We start from the raw sequence: 15,159 nt of genomic DNA on the forward strand, positions 1-15,159 counted from the left end.
GAGGCTCAAACTTTCCGATACCGAGCGTAGAATTAACCTCATAACCAGAGCTTTCGCTACCGGTCGGCTGGAAGACATATCGGTTCTTGAATGGGCAATCGAGCTCACGTCAGACCAGATGGCCGAACGCGAATCTCTTCGAGATTTGTTTGAGTACCAACCGCAACAGGTTCGCTACCCTTACAATCTGGCTTGGAGATGTGTCTTCGAACATTGGGAGAGGCCTGATGTCGAGACGCACCGCGAAAAATATGAGATCCGGAAGCAGCTAAAGGGAGGTGGTAGCCAGCGAGAGATGATTCGTCTGATTGTTGACGCGGTTCGGCCGTGGCTCCAGATCGACACCTCGAAACGATTAAGGGCCTTGTCGGGTGAAGCACAGCCCGCCAGACCGCGGCATCTCAAGCATCTCATCTACGCGTCGATCTCCAGTGGCAGCCGGTTGATGCCGGCCGACATCCGGCTTGAGGAAAACGAAGATCGCAACTTCCTTTTCGAATTGGCGACTGCCCTGAACGCAGCGCTACTCGCAGGATTGAACCTCGGCCATATGATTGGTTCAATTTCGAAGGATATGGACGTCACAAACTGGCAGGTTCACCGAGCCTATTTTGTACCTCCGGACCAATATCCGGAAGGTGGCGGTGAGCCGGATCGTCATAGTGATGGGTTCGCACCATCGACCAAGCTGATGTTTGCGGTGATGGAGCGTCTCAGTAGCCTTGATCTTCATGCCGCCCGAAGGGTTATCGACAATTGGGACCGGGAAGGCTGGATGCTTTATCGGCGGCTTTGGGCTGCGGCTGCCCGGAACCCGGCGCTCGTCGATAGTGATGAGGTTGCAGCATTCCTTATTGAGCTTGCCGACCGAGAATTCTGGTGGGCGAGCGCATATCCGGAATTCGCTGAGTTGCGAGCTCTTCGATGGGCAACACTATCGCCCGACGACCAAAATCGCATCGAGCAGCGAGTCCTGAAAGGGGAGCCCGCAAAGCTCATTTCCAGCAGGATCGAGAAATCGGATAGGGCAGGTTACAAGGACTACCATATATTCGTGGAGCTTCGACGAATCCAGGCTGTGGGCGGAAACCTTACAGATAAGGGTCAGAAATGGCTCGAGGACTTTGCAACCCGGTCGGGAGACCTGCCGGCCATTGAATTGACGCATGGCTTCAATCAGGGTGTCCGCCTGATCCATCGCGTGAGGACTGTCGAGAAAACATTCGACGCGATCCCGACAACCAAACTTCTGGACGAACTGGCGAAATCGCTCGCGGATACGGGCTGGGACGACAAAAGCCAGAATGCTTCGGAGTTTATCGCAGAAAATGCATCTGTAGTGCTCGGTCTTCTGCCGAAGGCCGAGGGTGCTGTCGCCGCCAAAGTGTGGCAAGCACTAGGATACGCTTACCGGCCCGAGAACCTCAACACCGCGCCGGACACGGCTTCGCAGGAAGATAAGGATAAGATCCAGATCGCGCTTTCCATCTGTGTTTCGCTTGTCGACGAGCGCGCGACTGTTGTGTCGAAGGCCGTTGACGGCCTCGCGTCGTTCATGACGAGTTGGGATCGATTACTCGCGAGGCGAGAGGAATTCCAGAATGCCTGGCTGCGGCTGTGGCCCTTCGCTGTCGAGAAAACGAACTCGAGCAAAGCAGATCGTTCCGAATACAGTCAGGAGGCTTTCAACTCCCCTGCCGGCCAGCTCGCCTTAGCCTTCGTCGAGACCTGCCCGACAGTAAAGAAGGGCGATAGTCCACTGGCAGATGGCTATTGGCCACAAATGCTTCAAGCAATGGGTGAGACCGTCGGAATCGCGCGGCTTCATGCGCAATTCGTTCTTGTCAGGGAACTGGCATACTTCATTGCGGCCGCAGAACAGTGGTCGAAAGATTTTCTTCTTCTGCCTCTCATCAACGCACTTGAAAGCCACGAAACCACCGTCTTGTGGGAAGCGTTTTCGATGGCGCACCTGCCTCAAAAGGAGGTCGTTGCTGAACTGGCCCCGTCACTTGTCGCAGCAGCACTATCTGACCGCTTGTCGAGTGAGGTTCGTGGGGATCTCTCAGAACGCGTCATCTGGTCGGCACTGACGGATCGTGCTGAGAAGGCCGAACCCGCTGTGCCAATCGATCTGATCCAGCAGATGTTGAGGTTGGGGAAAGATGAAGTCCGCACCGAGGCCGTGCGTGCGTTTTCGCAGTATCTTGCACCAGACGATGGCTTAACAGAGGAGGAAAGTTTCGAGATCGTCAAAACCGTATTCTTGGACGTGTGGCCGAAGGAACTCACTCTCAGCTCGAAGACCGTTTCCGAGCGGCTCGCTCGACTGCCGGCTGAGGCTGCACCCTGTTATGTTGAAGCAACCGAAATGGTTCTCCCATATCTAACACCCTTTGACTGCTGGTCACTTTACGACTTTGGCGTCATCGATCTAGACGAGGATCGCAGTGAGTTCAAAATTATCGATGACCCGAAAAAAGCGGCGGCGTTTCTATCGATCTTAGATCGGTCGGTTGCCGGAGATGAAGGGGCGATCATTCCGAGTGGCCTGGAGAGGGCGCTGTTCCACATCAAGAAAATTTCACCAAAGCTTGAAAAGGATGTTCAATATCAGCGTCTTCTGATGTTGAGCAGGCGTTGAAGCTTCCGCAATCGAGCGAAACGTTTCTGGCGGAACACCTCGGCTGGCGTATTGTAACGAAAGGCAAGCTGAGCGGTTGTGTGTCGAGACGGCAAAACAACGTCATACTTCATCGGCCGTCATTGCCTCTGTGAAGCCGGCAAGGTTTAAATTTCAAATTACAAAAGTCCGCGGATTGTTTTCAACTGGCCGAAGTTCGAATCGACGGCCGAAATTTGCAAGGAAAGATCCGAGGGATTGGCAACACACACCTCGTGATTGCATGATCGACGTACCCACGGAAACGTGATGCGACAAGCCTGACGGTGTGAGAGGAGTGACACATGGCGAAACCGGGAGCGTATGTATTAAAGCTCACGCGCGACCGCGAGGCGCTTTTTCATGAGGCACTAGAAGACCGAGAAATGTTTGCTGAGGCGGTACCGTCCTTTCCTCATGCCAGAGGAGCACCGCTTGTTTGTTTCATACTGAATTCTCGCGGGCGGATCTCGCATATTGCCAACGGCCGTCGCGGGGTTAATGCAGGAACATTCCAAAGTCGACTCAATCTTTCGGATATCGAACCCTTTCAAACCAAATTGACCGCGCAAGACATCATTGAAGGAGTTCCAGCCAGAAATCGAAAGGTGGTGGAGGAGCGGTTCAAGCATGGTGGTCTCTTAACGCCAAAGGCATTTGAGGAAGTCGTAGATCTTGTCGCCCGTTTGGCTCCTGAAACGGCACCATCAATAGATCGATTTACGAAGGCTACGCGCCGTCGGCTTGCGACACTTGATCGCAGCGCTCGAGAGGCACTGGGTGCGCAAAAGGAAAGTGTAGCGACAGCCATGCTACTAGCCGGCATCGAGCGATCGCCCTTGCAAGAATGGGTGCTTCGCGATGATGAAGCACCAGGCTCTTTTCTGGACGGCTTGAAACAATCACGACAGCGCGAAGATGAAATGATTATCCGCGATATGGCGGACGTACCCGGATACGACTTTATCCGCCGCGTTCCAAAGGCCTCGGCTGCCCTCTTCGTCGATGAAGAGAGCGGAACGCGCTTGACCGTCGTTCTCGCCAATCGTCTCCCGCTCGAAGAACAGACCGGAACGGATCTCATCTATTACAATGAGACCTTCAAGTCATTTATACTAGTCCAGTACAAAGCAATGGAGAACGACAAAGCGGAAGGCGCCGTATTTCGATTTCCCGAAAAACAGCTTTCAGAAGAGATTGCTCGGATGGACGCTTTTGTCACAGAGATCAATAAGCTTCAGGAGGAAGGCACAATCGATGACTTTCGCTTGAACAACGAGCCATTCTTCCTGAAATTTTGTCCGCGCATCCAATTTGACCCTGATTCAAGCGGTGTCACGAAGGGTATGTATGTGCCGCTATCGTATTGGAAGCGTCTCGCGGACCACGATGGCATGGTTGGCCCTCGCGGCGGCCGCCGTCTAGCATACTCTAACGTGCGACGTTATTTCGATAATTCTTCATTCGCGAGTATGGTCAAAGGCGCTTGGATAGGGACCGTTGTAAGCCAGTCGTCCGTGATCGAGCGGTGGATGAAGGAGGTGATCGAGACCGGCAGAGCCATAGCATTCGCCGTGAAAACGGACGACAAGCCGGACGATGATAATGCGTCGATCACCGTAAGGCCCGACCTTGATACAGGACTATTCATCGAAGCCAGTGACGAGGAGCCACAATTTATTGTTATGAAAAACTAAGCTTGGCCAATATTGTGGCGTCAGCGGAGCGCAGTTTGCGTGAGGGGGGCTATGGCGGTTATTCGCAAACTTGAGATAAGAAACTTCAGGTCCATTAGACAGTTGGACTGGTGGCCAACCGACGGGATGAACTGCCTGATCGGAGCCGGCGATGCCGGCAAGAGCAGCATCCTCGATGCTATCGACTTTTGCCTCGGTGCCAGGCGCTCATTGACGCTCAGCGACTCCGATTTCCACAATCTCGAAGTTGAGAATGAGATTTCCGTCACGCTTGTTCTGGGACGATTGGATGAAAGTTTACGCAACTACGAGGCATATGGCGACTTCCTCTCCGGCTTGCGGTCCGATGGTGTTGTCGAAGAGGAGCCAGGACATGATCTCGAAACGGTTTTGCGGCTCAACCTCACCGTATCCGGTGACCTTGAACCTCGGTGGCGCTTGTTGTCTAAGCGGGCACAGGATCGAGGTATCGATAGAGGGTTGAACTGGGGGGATCGTCTGACACTGTCGCCTACACGGCTGGGGGACTGGGCTGAGAATAACTTGGCTTGGCGGCGGGGATCGGTCCTCAATCGCTTAAGCGAGGAGAAGCCTGATGCCTCCAAAGCGCTCTCAAATGCAGCACGAGAGGCCCGAAAGGCGTTTGGCGCAGAAGCTGAAAAGCAGCTGGGTGGAGCATTGACGATCGTCAACAAGGCAGCACGGGAGCTCGGAGTACCCGTCGGCACTGCCGCAAAGGCTTTGCTTGATACCCACTCGGTATCCGTCAGTGGCGGGACGATTGCGCTGCACAACGACATGGGCGTGCCTCTTCGCGGCCTGGGTATTGGTTCAACACGGCTTCTGATCGCTGGACTGCAGCGCGAGGTCGCAGAGAAGTCTTCAATCCTTCTTGTCGACGAAGTTGAACATGGGCTCGAACCACATCGTATTATGCGTCTGATAGGCTCGCTTGGGGCAAAAACAACACCTGCGCCGCAGCAGGTTTTCGCGACCTCCCATTCTCCTGTGGTTCTCAAAGAATTGGGTCATCATCAGCTTTTCGTAGTTAGGAAAAACGTGCACGGCTCGCATCATCCTTATGCGATTCCAGCAGACACTCAAGGAACGCTACGCGCGTTCCCGGAAGCGTTTCTTGCCCCATCGGTTTTACTATGTGAAGGTCCAACGTAGGTCGGCTTTATTCGCGGATTCGACCAATACTGTACCGCGCAGGGTCAAACATCTATGCAAGCCGCCGGCGTCGCTGTAGTCGACTGTGGCGGTGGTCATGCCGATCGACCGTATCAACGCGCCAAGGCGCTTATCGCACTCGGATATCGCACGGCAATATTTCGCGATGACGACGTAAGACCTTCGCAAGCGCTTCAGACCGAAGTGACCTCTCTCGGCGGGACCACTTTCACATGGTTTGATGGTCAGGATATTGAAAGCGCGATCGTGTTCAATGTAAGCGATCACATCCTTCTGCAGATGCTGGATTATGCGGTTTCTATCCACGGTATCGATCTGATCGCGGCGCATATCTCATCTGCATCTCAGGGGTCAGACAACCTTCAAAATATCCGCAACTTCCTCTTTTCACCGCAACATTCAAGCTCGCCTTTACAGCGAAACATTCTTGCTCGCGCCTGTAGCGGAAAAAATGCCTGGTTTAAGTCGGTCACGCACATGGAGCATGTCGCGCTTCACATCCTCGGTCCGAACCAGGGAGGGATCAACCCGGCGCTAACAAGTAAAATCAACGAGTTGTTAGGCTGGGCACAAACGACCTATGGATGAGGTAAATATCCTCCACTGCAACAGGGGCAGTATCGCAGCGCCAGCGGGATGCGGCAAGACGCATCTCATTGCAACCAGCCTTCTAGCCCAGGGTCCCGTCAAGCCGGTTTTGATACTTACGCACACGAACGCCGGCGTTGCAGCTCTCCGTTCACGCCTGGACGCAGCCGGTGTTCCCCGGGGTCGATATCGCATCACGACGATAGACGGCTGGGCACTGCGGCTTGTTGGAACGTTTCCCGGACGCAGCGGCCTGGACCCACAAATTCTTTCCCTGAAATTCCCGGCAAATGACTATCCTGCTGTCCGGCAAGGTACCCTCAACATCTTGGAGGGAGGTCACCTCAGCGATGTTATACACGCTACCTATTCAAGGGTACTCGTCGACGAATATCAAGATTGCATTACGCAGCAGCATCAGATGGTTTGCCGGCTGGCCGATATCTTGCCCACATGCGTGCTGGGCGACGACATGCAAGCAATCTTCGGGTGGGGGACAAACGTCCTGGTCGGATGGGCCGAGGTTGAAAGGACTTTTCCGCCACTGCCTCCCATGAGCACACCTTGGCGCTGGAACAATGCAGGATGCTCGGCTTTCGGCCAATGGCTCCTTTGGGTTCGAGGGGCACTGACACGGGGAGAGCCAGTCGATCTGCGGCTCGCGCCGAGTGAGGTATCATGGGTGCAAATTACGGGGCCGGATGACGTTCAGGCGCTCACGCGTGCCGCATACACGTCATCGCCAGTCAATGGCGGAGGTGCGTTGATTGTCTGCGATAGCCGTGTCCCTCGGAGGCACAGAGATATCGCGAGCAGGGTGAGAGGAGCGGTCGTCGTCGAAAATGCAGATCTGTCCGATTTCATAAGGTTTGCGGAACATTTTGATTTCGCAGCCCCGGGAGCTGCGAATGCTCTGATCGATTTTGCCGGTGAAACGCTTACCGGTGTTGGACCAGCACAACTCAAGCAGCGTCTCACCACATTGCTCGCAGGTCGATCCCAGAAGGCGCCGACGGACGCCGAGATGGCAGCCGTCTCTTTTTCGAATAATCCGAACCCAAAGTCGGCTGCAGATTTCCTTGTAGAAATCAATCGACAAGCGGGGGTATCGCAGCTTCGACCGGCAATTTTGCGAGCATGTATCCAAGCTCTCAACGCCTCAAGATCAGCCGCGGAATTTCATGATATGGCGGTGCGCGCGCGCGAGCAGTCTAGAGTTCTTGGCAGAAGTGTTCCCAACCGCGCCGTCGGCAGCACTCTTCTATTAAAGGGTCTCGAGGCCGACGTATCCATCGTAATCGACACCGACGCGCTCGATGCTCGAAATCTCTACGTCGCGATGACCCGTGGCTCACGACGTCTTGTGATCTGTTCGACCAACCCTATCCTCACACGTTTTATGTGAGAGAATGATTAGAGCTTATCAATCGCCACCATCCGTTTGGCATCGCACCCACTGCAGTGAATAGGATCACAATGACAGTTCCGGTACAGCTCGCCATCGCAGTTGAAAATCTCTGGCGAATGCCGCCGCCCGGAACAGTTAGCCTTACGAAAACGCCGGCATTCATCAAACTCACGGAGGTGTGCGGAGAAATCTACGGTTTCCCGCATGCCGACTCCGCCCTTTCGAACGCACTACGGTCACTGGGAGCCCCGTACAATCTGCGAAGGGACTGTCGAGACAGAGCGTTGAATCCTGAGTTGGCTGCGCTCAAACTGCATGAAGCAATGACAAACCAGACGGTTCGCCGGCGCCATCTGTGTCCCCTCGATTTGTGCGATGAACTTCCATCAATCCGATTCGGAAACAGCGTGGTTGGAGAATTTAGCGAATTGGAACTGGCGGAGCTATTGGACGTGCCAAGGCTCGCGCGATTCTACCCCACGTATAAACCGCCGGTACGCCAACTCACGCAATTTCGCTGGCTGGTCGTCGAGGAGTATGTCGCAGTTGACCCAAGGCCGGAAGCACGGGCCCTGCCCATTCTATTCGTCGATCTCAGCCAGGACTTCGGCGAGATCGATCCCCATCTCGGGCGCTTTCCGCCTGTAGTCGAGGCTGCGATTTTCTTTCTGCTGCTTGCACCTTGGGAAGATTGGGCCGTCTATCCTGAAGTGAACTGGCGCGCCTTCCGTCTTCCGTGGCTTCATACCGTTGACGACGATCTTTTTGTAAGGCCGATGGCACCCCCGAGCCCCGACACCCTCTCCCTGCAGCCGGACATCGCTTATGACCAATATGGCGATGAGGTGGAAATAGAACGCCCGACCGTCAACAACCTAGAGGACGAGGCAAGGACTAATTTCAAGCGCCTGAACGAGAGCCTCTGGCAAAATGTCCTACACGCTCGCGCTAGCACCTTGTTCGAGACGCCGATCGTACATTTCATTGTCCGAGCTTTTCTGGCCGACGGTATGGACGAAGTCATGGCCCATATGACCGCCATCGAGGCGGGCCTGGGACTGGAGATGGATCACAGGAGAGGCCTACGACCCAAACCTGACGCGCATCGGAATGTTTGCGCATCTGACAGAGCCGCAGCAAGGCTGGCCGCGCTCCTGAACGACGCCAATGCAGCAATTGCTTATCGCGAGCTGTTTGAGTTACGTAGCAGTTATGTCCATGGAAGGGCGGGTTTAGCGAAAATACCTACCCCCATGCGCCTGAGCGCCAGACGTCTCGCGCGAAGAATGACGGAGGCGCTCGTCGCACAAGCGCCTGCCGGGTCAGCCACACGTGTCCAAATTCTCAGCGAGCTGCTAGATCGAGGTGCGCCACTTTTGTGAGTTTCCTGCCGTCGACCCTAGCGAGAGCATCAGTCAAGCGGCGACTGCCATGACTATAAAAAATCATGGCATCCGTCATTAAACCCACTACAGCAATCCCCATGCCCGAAACCTCCCCCTCCCCGTCATCTCGCGCAAGCCCAGCTCGAAAACGATCCGTCGCGCCGCCTGCGGCGTGACCTCGAGCGTCTTCGCCACCATCCCGGCCGACACCAATGGCTTCGACATCACGAGTTCAACGAGTTCCGGTAACTTCGAGGAGGTGCGGCGCCCCTCAAGTTTTCGATCCATCATCGTTTTCGCCAGCATCAGCCGATGACGCTCTTTCATGCCGATCTCGGCGGCCGCCAAAAAACTGTGGGCGATTGCCAGCAACCGAACCTCACAACTGCGATGCCGGCGCCGATCGACCGGAATTGTTTTCAGACCGAGATTGATGGCGGCGAGATGGGCACCGGTGGTGACGCCGGCCTGGCGCAGGATCGATGCGGCCAGCAGCCGGCCGAGCCAGGGCGCATGCTGAAGGACGGACAGCTCGTTCCAGGCATCGAGGGCGATGATCGCCTGCAGCACCGCCGGCAAGTCATTTGCCTGTCGCAACACGCCCCGCCATTCGTCGAGCCGCGCGTCCTCATCCCAGTCGAGATCGTAGATCATCGGATCCTTCTCTCGCGTCACGCCACGGCCGGGCCGTGTTGCGTTCTCGATCGCCGCCTCCGATCGGGCCAGAACCGCATCGATGGCGGCGTAGTCGACACCTGGGAGATTTTCCACGTCTTCTGCGTCGTCCCCCTCCCCATCTGCGTCGCTTGCGACTGCGGGCCTGAGGGCATCGGCGGTCGCCCCCTCGCCCGTGTCGGCCGACGTGATTTCTGCGGTCTTTCGCAGCGTCCGAATGCCGTCGGCCGAAAGTGCCCAGCCGGGGAGTTGCGCGGCGATACGCCGGCGGGTGCGCAGGACGTCGCGAGCGATCGTCAGCTCATGGGTAGGCGTGCGAATATCTTTAGTGGCGTCATGGAGGACGAGGTCTTCGAGATGGACGAGTTCGCCGTCGATCCATAGCGAGGCACACGCATCGGCATACTGCGTGCGTTCGAGGAAACCAGCGCCGACCGGCGAGCGGGCGACGCGCTCGTCTAGACGAGCCAGTTCGATCCCCGCCCGAAAAGCCGGCTCCAAAAGCGCTGTCATTCTGATTTTCGCGAGATCGTAAGCCATTGAAATCGATGTAAATGATTTGCTAAAAGAACTCTATCTGAATATTGCGGTTCCCCACATGGTATGATTGATAGTTGATGCTCTAACCATCGATAAGAGATGCTTATCGATGGTAGATGATCTGGAGCCGCAGATTGCTGATTTCGGTCATCTTCCCGGTCCCGATGGCTCCCGCGTATTGCCAATTTCCGTCTCAAGATGAGAGGCGTGAGAGTTTTGGCAAAAGCTGGCGACGTCGATTATATCGCCGTGAGAACTAATCGGGATTATCTAGAAACTAACTCTGCCAGCCGCCTTGTCGGAAAATCTGTCGCACCACGTGACCGGCTGCATGTAAACAATTTATCCGCCACTCGCCCGTTCGACTTATCGCGCTCCATAATCCACCACAGGTGCCCGAAGTGATCGAAGATCACGGTCAGCGTGTAGTGTTCATCATCTATTTACAGCTCATCACGTTCGGTGGCGCCGGCGGCTTTTGTGGCCGCAACCACGGACGCGGCATTTTTCACATCAAGCCCTGTGACCGAACTTACAATCCCGGCGCGTTCGGAAGAAAGGGCCAGCGCGCCACGGCTGGGCTTCAGGTAGCAGATTTGAACCGACCGCACTTACGTCCCAGACCATGCAAAATGATATCGACCGCAATCAATTCACCCTGATGAGGGCTTTCTCAAAACTTTTGCGCGAAACACAGTTTTGTAAAATAGAGCAGCCTCATGCTGACTGCCGTGGTGCACGAAGATAGTCGAGCTCACTGTCATCTTCTCTTCCAGCAGTGCTCTGCAGGTATTCCAGTTCAGGAAACCTGAGTTGCTGCGACATGATTTCCAGGCAGTTACCACGCGAAGGTCAATGTTGTGCCCGGCCAATGACGAGCCCAACGCCTTCGCCACAGCTTTCGAATTGCGCGCTAGATGCCTCTTTAGGCGCTCTCGATGTCAGTCCTCGCATTGCTGACGACAGCCCCGTCTGGTGAATCCAGTTGGTTGGACATTCTCTATTCCGGTTTGAGCGAGCGGCAGGCTGCAGCAGGCCACATCCACGATAGCAATGCAATCGAGGTGGGGAACCAATATGACCGCAGCAAGCCTCGCGGCCTAGTTATGCCCGGCACAGGTTTAAACTGGCTCATTCTGCCCGCTCAAGCGGCATTACTGCGGAGATTCACATAAACGAAATGACGCACCTAACCCCATGTGGACACCGAAAGCACTCGTCGCTGAGGGCTGGCAATCGACACCAACGACACAATCCAACTCGCAGAACTGACAGTTCCCCCTAAATCACGTTTGATGACATTTATCGTCCTTCGTGTAGGCTCCCCAGCAGGCATTTTGATCGCAGCGCGTGGTTGGAAGAGATGGAAAGTTTCGAACGTCAGGACGTGGTCGACAATGTCAGTCCATCTGCCATCAGCGCAATCTGCATTCGTTTTGCAGGCGGCGTCGAAAGTCCCTTGACCACGCTGTTCGAAAAAAACGCTGACAGACCTGTATCACCAGCGTCGATCACAAAGCTGCTAACGGCAGTGACCGCGCTGACTGTATGTCACGCAAACGGTATATCCCTGGCTAAGGAGCTATCAGTCCTGCCAGAGGATCTTGTCGAGGGATCCGGAAACAATTTACGCGCAGATGATCGGTTAAGCGTTCGACATGCTTTGATTAATCTTCTTCTGGCGTCGTCAAACGTTTCGGCCAATGTCATAGCCCGTTCGCTTGGCTCAATCCTTCTCAGTGGCCAAAAAATCCGGCCTTCCGCACTGAATGCCCAGAGCAGTTTCATTGATGAGATGAATTCAGTCGCAGCACGCCTGCAGATGCAGTCATCGCGCTTTCTGAATGCTCACGGTTTGGCGGTCAAAGGGCAACGTTCCACCGCTCGGGATTTGTCGCTGCTGGTTCTGGAGTGCCTTCGGCACAGCATGATTTGTGGGGTCTGGGGTTTGGAAAAATACGGAATTCAAATAAATGGGCCAAACCCACGGCGGCTTATCGTGCGATCAGTCTTCATAGGCTCGAGCCGCAAAGCACTCCCAGATTTTTCCATCCCTCAGTTCATAGGTGGAAAGTCCGGATCCTTGTGGCCATCGGTGTTCAATCTTGCTGCTGTCTCGACACTCGAAAATGGCAATTCAATCATTTCCGTCACTCTGGGGTCCCCTACCCTTGCCGATCGTCATCAGGACTACCTCCTTATGCTGAAGGTCGGAAATGACGAGCCTTCACACTAGCAGCCCGATTACCACCAGATTTCCAGCCATCGTTAATCATTTCATGGGCTCCTAATTCCAGTTAGTCCATGAAGACCACCTATACGCCCAACAAAGATCATCAGCCGCAGGCAAAAAACGTCAAATTCGGCCGCACAGACGCAGAGACGGCCAGGATGAGGAATTGCTCGTCTAGAACATAAAAACGCGCACAGGGTCATCCTGCGGCCGAAATTGAACGCCTTTAGCATGACCTGAGATCACGATATTCTCCACTGATGGTGAAATGTATGAAAAACACTCTGCCGCACGTGGTTGGTTGAGCCTATTCGAGCTTCGTCTGAATAATGAACCGGTGACAGACTTGGCGTCACATTCCGCGGGTGAGTTGATCTGTTATGACAAATCATCGAAAATAACCGTCATCATGGGTCTCGAAAGTGCGAGCGTAACCCGGAGCAGGAGCCCTAAATGTCACGACCGGAAAAAACCGCTGTCCAGCTTCGAGCAGAAGAACTCGACACGATTGCAGCCGTTCTGCCGATCGAGCGTCGCGACGAACTCGCAGAGCTTCTGACGGATCAGGATGTCGAAACTTTGCGGCATCTCGTCAACCAGGGCATGGGAGACAATACGCTACGGGCGCTTACGTCTGATCTCGCTTATCTCGAAGCCTGGTCATTGGCTTCAACCGGCAGCCCCCTACCCTGGCCTGCGCCAGAGGCATTGCTTCTCAAGTTTGTTGCTCACCATCTATGGGATCCGGAAAAGCGCATGGCCGATCCCGACCATGGCATGCCGGAACGGGTTTCCCAAAGTCTGCGCGACCAAGGGTTTCTGCGCGCAACAGGCCCACACGCACCGGACACTGTACGTCGGAGACTGGCGTCATGGTCGACATTAACAAAATGGCGAGGCAACAGCGGTGCCTTCACCTCCCCTGCGCTTAAGTCGGCCATACGGTTGGCCGTTCGCGCGACACCACGAATGCGTAAACGCAAAAGCGCCAAGGCTGTTACAGCTGATGTGCTGTCAAAACTATTGGAGACGTGTGGAGGTGAAAGTCTGCGGGATCTGCGTGACCGGGCTATCCTCATGCTTGCCTTTGCCTCAGGTGGTCGTCGCCGCAGCGAAGTTGCCACCCTGCGCTGCCAGCAATTGATCGCCGAGCCTCCTGTCACAGAGGAAGATGGCAGCTCCCTACCCTCTCTCGCCATCCATCTTGGCCGCACCAAAACCACCAGCGGCGAAAGCGATGACATCGTCTATCTCACGGGGCTGCCGGTGGAAGCATTAAATGCATGGCTGGCCGCTGCGAAAATTGAAAGTGGAAGTGTGTTCCGGTCGATTGGCAGGTGGGGAACGGTATCACGGCGTGCCCTTGATCCGCAGTCCATCAATGCCATCATCAAACAACGCGCTGTAATGGCCGGACTGGATCCTACAGAAATCTCAGCACATGGTTTGCGTTCCGGCTATCTGACCGAAGCTGCCAATAGAGGTATTCCTTTGCCCGAAGCCATGGAGCAGTCCAAACATCGGTCGGTCCAGCAAGCTTCAAGTTACTACAACAATGCGACACGTCGAAACGGGCGTGCAGCGCGGATCCTGTAACGCATTTATATTTCTCGCGTCACACTCCCAGACCGGGCGCGTACTCAATCTTAAAGGAAAAACTCATCCTCGCAATCAGCGCTTTCTCGGCATCCATTACAGTTATGACAATCTGTTCCGGCGGTGGGAAATGGCTGCATGCGAACTGCGATAAAGCATTCAACGCGGCGTTCAGAGCCTCATGCGCATTGGGGACATCAATCGGCGTTTGAACTTCAAGTCCGTCTGATATTTTCAAGTAAAATGTTGGGATATGATCTCCCTGCTTATCGGGTTGGATCCGTTTTTTCTTGCTTCGTTCGGCGCTGGTTTTCCATCTCAGCCAGCCGCTTGTCAGCTTTTTTTCGTCAAAATTTTCGAAGCAAGATAGTGTCGGGTAATTAGGGCTGGAGTATACCGAACCCCCACCATGCCAAGAGGTTCCAAACTGAAGTGGCAAGCCAATCCCTAGTGCTACCGATCGGACAACTCCGAGCTATCAATTGCAACGGCCACTTCCGCACGCTTTGTGGCCATGAACATAGTCGCAATTTCCGGCCGCACCCGCCAACAGTCCACGAACACGGTTCTGTTAATGGCAATAAAAGCCGCCTCCCCCAATGGCATTGCTATCGCTGTTTTTGACGGTATTGGGAGTTTGACGAAGTTCCGACCTGACCTTGAAGGCCCCAGTCTGCCCGACAGAGTTCAAGTTTTCATACGTTTGATCGCCCACAATGACGGTCTGCTGATCTCCAGCCCGGAATATATCCGAGACATTCCAGGTGGCTTGAAGAACGCGATTGATTGGTTGGTGTGTGGCGGTCAGATCATCGGCAAGCCAATTGCTCTCGCCCACGCGTCACATCGTGGTGACCACATGCTGGTCGCTCTGCGCAAAGTGCTGTCCGCCTTTAGCAGCAATTTCAATGAAGCGCTGTTCTTCCGACTGCCAGTGATGATGGAAACGCCAGAAGCGATCCAGGAAATTTTGAAAGTTGCGGACAACAGGCAAAGAGTGGAAGCGTTTTTGCGGGACTTTATGTCCTTCTGGCAAAATCAGCTGGGCTCGCAACCGCCATAATAGTGCTGTGAACTGCAGTCAGAAGCGTGTTCCGTCCCAAGAAATTTGTACCAAAGATCGGCGCACGTGTTCAGCCAAAACACCATTCCAGATGCTGCAGCCATAAAAAAATGGCGGC

At 54.7% G+C, this 15,159-nt stretch carries 11 protein-coding genes; 9 read left to right on the forward strand and 2 right to left on the reverse strand.

The genetic code is table 11. The features are described from left to right. Positions 1–118 precede the first annotated feature (118 nt). From IB237_RS20950 to IB237_RS20970, 6 genes are all read left to right on the forward strand, one after another. Positions 119–2,644, forward strand: coding sequence for a hypothetical protein (locus IB237_RS20950; protein WP_192490673.1), 2,526 nt, complete (start codon positions 119–121; stop codon positions 2,642–2,644). 323 nt (positions 2,645–2,967) lie between these two features. Next, positions 2,968–4,359 carry a hypothetical protein gene (locus tag IB237_RS20955; protein WP_192490674.1) on the forward strand — a complete coding sequence of 464 codons (1,392 nt, stop codon included), beginning with the start codon at positions 2,968–2,970 and terminating at the stop codon, positions 4,357–4,359. Between the two features lie 51 nt (positions 4,360–4,410). Beyond that, positions 4,411–5,532, forward strand: coding sequence for an ATP-dependent endonuclease (locus IB237_RS26220; protein ID WP_210324049.1), 1,122 nt, complete (start codon positions 4,411–4,413; stop codon positions 5,530–5,532). Positions 5,533–5,586: 54 nt separating this feature from the next. Then, on the forward strand, positions 5,587–6,141 hold the full coding sequence (locus tag IB237_RS26225) for a hypothetical protein (RefSeq protein WP_210324050.1): 555 nt from the start codon (positions 5,587–5,589) through the stop codon (positions 6,139–6,141). Further along, positions 6,134–7,546 (forward strand): UvrD-helicase domain-containing protein, encoded by a 1,413-nt coding sequence (locus IB237_RS20965; protein WP_192490675.1) that lies wholly within the window; start codon positions 6,134–6,136, stop codon positions 7,544–7,546. Before IB237_RS26225 ends, IB237_RS20965 begins: the two co-directional genes overlap by 8 nt. Positions 7,547–7,617: 71 nt before the next feature. After that, positions 7,618–8,931, forward strand: coding sequence for a hypothetical protein (locus IB237_RS20970; protein ID WP_192490676.1), 1,314 nt, complete (start codon positions 7,618–7,620; stop codon positions 8,929–8,931). Between the two features lie 87 nt (positions 8,932–9,018). Here the strand turns inward: IB237_RS20970 and IB237_RS20975 are convergent, their stop codons facing one another. Continuing rightward, positions 9,019–10,149, reverse strand: coding sequence for an RHE_PE00001 family protein (locus tag IB237_RS20975; protein WP_192490677.1), 1,131 nt, complete (start codon positions 10,147–10,149; stop codon positions 9,019–9,021). A 1,459-nt stretch (positions 10,150–11,608) separates the two neighbouring features. Here IB237_RS20975 and IB237_RS20980 point away from each other — a divergent pair. Beyond that, positions 11,609–12,385, forward strand: coding sequence for a D-alanyl-D-alanine carboxypeptidase family protein (locus IB237_RS20980; RefSeq protein ID WP_192490678.1), 777 nt, complete (start codon positions 11,609–11,611; stop codon positions 12,383–12,385). A 450-nt stretch (positions 12,386–12,835) separates the two neighbouring features. Next, the gene (locus IB237_RS20985) at positions 12,836–13,978 is read left to right on the forward strand and encodes a site-specific integrase (protein WP_192490679.1); all 1,143 of its coding nucleotides are present in this window, start codon (positions 12,836–12,838) and stop codon (positions 13,976–13,978) included. Between the two features lie 19 nt (positions 13,979–13,997). Here IB237_RS20985 and IB237_RS20990 read toward each other — a convergent pair whose 3' ends face one another. Next, a complete protein-coding gene (locus IB237_RS20990; protein ID WP_192490680.1) occupies positions 13,998–14,417 on the reverse strand; it encodes a hypothetical protein in 420 nt (139 codons plus the stop codon). A gap of 75 nt (positions 14,418–14,492) precedes the next feature. Between IB237_RS20990 and IB237_RS20995 the strand changes: the two genes are divergently transcribed. After that, positions 14,493–15,041, forward strand: a complete 549-nt coding sequence (locus IB237_RS20995; protein WP_192490681.1) for an NADPH-dependent FMN reductase — start codon at positions 14,493–14,495, stop codon at positions 15,039–15,041. The last annotated feature ends 118 nt before the right edge of the window (positions 15,042–15,159 follow it).

The sequence above is a fragment of the Agrobacterium sp. AGB01 genome (genome assembly GCF_014851585.1).
In the GTDB taxonomy this organism is placed as follows: Bacteria; Pseudomonadota; Alphaproteobacteria; order Rhizobiales; family Rhizobiaceae; genus Agrobacterium.

Excerpts from the sequence above, each read along its gene's own strand:
- IB237_RS20985 (WP_192490679.1), top strand. The coding sequence starts at position 12,836 with ATGTCACGACCGGAAAAAACCGCTGTCCAGCTTCGAGCAGAAGAACTC.
- IB237_RS20970 (WP_192490676.1), top strand. The coding sequence starts at position 7,618 with ATGACAGTTCCGGTACAGCTCGCCATCGCAGTTGAAAATCTCTGGCGA.
- IB237_RS26225 (WP_210324050.1), top strand. The coding sequence starts at position 5,587 with ATGCAAGCCGCCGGCGTCGCTGTAGTCGACTGTGGCGGTGGTCATGCC.
- IB237_RS20950 (WP_192490673.1), top strand. The coding sequence starts at position 119 with ATGGCCGAACGCGAATCTCTTCGAGATTTGTTTGAGTACCAACCGCAA.
- IB237_RS20965 (WP_192490675.1), top strand. The coding sequence starts at position 6,134 with ATGGATGAGGTAAATATCCTCCACTGCAACAGGGGCAGTATCGCAGCG.
- IB237_RS20975 (WP_192490677.1), bottom strand. The coding sequence starts at position 10,149 with ATGGCTTACGATCTCGCGAAAATCAGAATGACAGCGCTTTTGGAGCCG.
- IB237_RS26220 (WP_210324049.1), top strand. The coding sequence starts at position 4,411 with ATGGCGGTTATTCGCAAACTTGAGATAAGAAACTTCAGGTCCATTAGA.
- IB237_RS20995 (WP_192490681.1), top strand. The coding sequence starts at position 14,493 with ATGAACATAGTCGCAATTTCCGGCCGCACCCGCCAACAGTCCACGAAC.
- IB237_RS20955 (WP_192490674.1), top strand. The coding sequence starts at position 2,968 with ATGGCGAAACCGGGAGCGTATGTATTAAAGCTCACGCGCGACCGCGAG.